This is a genomic window from Acidithiobacillus sp. TH-A36 (genome assembly GCF_057473445.1).
In genome coordinates, this window is the sequence record NZ_JBYCKP010000528.1 from 1 (window position 1) to 2,308 (window position 2,308).

3 protein-coding genes and 1 pseudogene are annotated in these 2,308 nt (G+C 54.5%); all 4 read right to left on the bottom strand.

The features are described 5' to 3' along the window. Positions 1 to 300, bottom strand: a 300-nt coding sequence (locus AC2VLY_RS13415; RefSeq protein WP_486922440.1) for a TRAM domain-containing protein, incomplete at its 3' end; no start/stop codon positions are given. Continuing rightward, positions 287 to 1,108, bottom strand: coding sequence for a 3'-5' exonuclease (locus AC2VLY_RS13420; RefSeq protein WP_300251380.1), 822 nt, complete (start codon positions 1,106 to 1,108; stop codon positions 287 to 289). The genes AC2VLY_RS13420 and AC2VLY_RS13415, both read right to left, overlap by 14 nt. Then, complete coding sequence (locus tag AC2VLY_RS13425) at positions 1,093 to 1,791, bottom strand: DUF1318 domain-containing protein (RefSeq protein ID WP_486891883.1); 699 nt, start codon at positions 1,789 to 1,791, stop codon at positions 1,093 to 1,095. The genes AC2VLY_RS13420 and AC2VLY_RS13425 overlap by 16 nt, the downstream gene beginning before the upstream one ends. Before the next feature lie 5 nt (positions 1,792 to 1,796). Beyond that, positions 1,797 to 2,308, bottom strand: a pseudogene (locus AC2VLY_RS13430) (hypothetical protein); the annotation flags it as partial.

Consider the following 2,308-nt stretch of genomic DNA (forward strand, 5'->3'; position numbering starts at 1 on the left):
CTTGATGGCCACCTGCGCGCTCACATCCAGATGCTGCAAACTGCAACCGCCGCACAATCCAAAATGAGGACAGGGGGGTGTTACCCGCAATGAAGAAATTTTCAGGAGCGTGACCGTTTCGGCCCGTTCAAAAGTTTTGTGATTTTCAGTGCGCCGGGCCATGACCTCTTCTCCCGGCAGGGCGCCATCGACAAAAAGCACCTTGCCGTCCACCCGGGCAACACCCCGTCCTTCTGCATCCAGGCTTTCAATGAGTACCCGCTCAGGCGCTGCATCGCGAATAGGCTTAGGACGCGACATGCAGGTTCTCCGGCCACAAGTCCAGAAACTCGCGGATATGGGCTTCATCACGGCCCTGTAAATAGCTGCGCAACTGGTTCTGACGCGCCTCATAAGCCAACTTGTCCAGATGCCCCCGGGTCAACTCAAAGCGCAAATGCAGCAGCGCAGTATTCAGAACGTCCACTTCGCAGTACTGGCGAATGGCTTGTTTTTCGCCCTGCTGATAATGATTCAGGACCTCCGCACCGCTCATGCCGAGTTTGCCCGGCAGCCCCAGCAACAGAGCCATGTCCTGCAAGCGCGCAACATTACGCGCCTGGTAAGCAGAAAGCACATCCATAAGATCCAGATGGCGCTCATGATAACGACTGGTATAATTATTCCAGCGATAGTTGGGTTCGTTTTGCCCCTGTTCCCAGTACCGCGTTGCCGGAATGCCGTGCAAAAAAGCCCGATAGTGCAACACCGGTAAATCAAAGGCTGCACCATTCCAGGACACCAACTGTGGAGCGTGACGCTGAATCATCTGAAAAAAAGCATGAACCAGCGTCGCTTCCGGATCCTCAATCGCGCCAAAGCTGCTGAGTTTAACCTGATCGCCTTGCCACCAAAGCGCTGAAATGGCGACCACCTGATGCAGATAAGGGCGTAAAAACTCGCTGGCACCCTGGGTTTCAATTCGGCGTTGATGCTGCAGCAATTCGGCCACTCCCGCATCATCGGCAAGATCAATACCATGCAGACGCCGACCTCCGGAAATATCCGGAATCGTTTCGATATCAAAAACCAGAATATTCTGCAAAATGGTGTTTATTTCTTCTGCCACTGACCACTGGCGTTCTGATACCAGTATCCTGCAGGGGCCTTGCTGATCCAGGTCTGGGCAAAAGTCTGCTGAATTTGCCCTTCCCAATCAGGATGACCATTGGCATTGGCTATTTGTTGGTAAAGATTCTGCAAGATACTGTTATTGCTGCTAACCAGGCCACTGAGGCCGGCGCGTGCCTGCAAAGGCACTGCGGAAGCATCATGAATGGCAACCAGCCCGTTGGCCGTCCAGCCAACGGCACCACTTTCAAAATAGGGACGCATCTGCGCGGCAATGGATTCCAACTGGGCCCGTGCGGCCTGCACCCCGGGACTGGAAGCATTCAGATCGGCTGCCGCCTCGGCCGGTGTACTCAATGCCGAAAAGCTCGTTGCCAGCAGATAACCGGCCACATGAGCCGGTGTCAGACGCTCAAAAGCACTGGGGGCTGGTGCAGCTGCGGGCACGGCAGGGGCAGGAGCCACCTGAGCCGGTGCTGAAAGGGTGGGCGCTGTGGGCGTCGAAACGGCACCATGGGCTGCAGCCTTGTAAACTTCACCCACCACCTGATCAGCAAGACGTTTGGCAGCAGCTGCCGGAAAATAAATATTTACCGTGACGCAAGCCGAAAGCCCCATCAGCATGCCCAGCATCAGCAGTGCCTGCCAGGTTCGGTTTTTCAGCAAAGCTTGCTTCATCATCCTGTCTATTCTCCTGTGTGCATCTGCGGGCCGGTTTCCATGGCCGTTTTCAGTCTTGCCAGCAACTCATCCCAACTCACCCGACGATTGTACCCCACTATATCCACCCTGGGCAGTCCTTGTCCCTGCAAAATGACAAAGCCACCATTTTCCGGATGGACGCCGGAAAGTTCTGCCACGCCATTAGATAGATCAACGCCCATCCCCAGATGACTGTAACTGAAGGTATTGAACATCCGCAAAAACATGCCCTGGAAGAAGCCGCTGATCCCGTCTCCCCCGCCCAGCTTGGTAATACTCTGAACCGCCTGATAACTGATTTTTTGGGGAACCCCAGGCGTCTTGACGGTTTCAAAATGTCCCTGAAAAGCTTCTGGAGACCAGTTCAACAAGTACAAATTGCGGAGATTTCCATCCAAAACCCCGCTGATATACCCAAAATGAAAAGCGTCCGTGAGCGGCTTCAATTGCAAGCCCTGAACGGACACGTTAGCCCGCAACAACGGCATCACGCCCA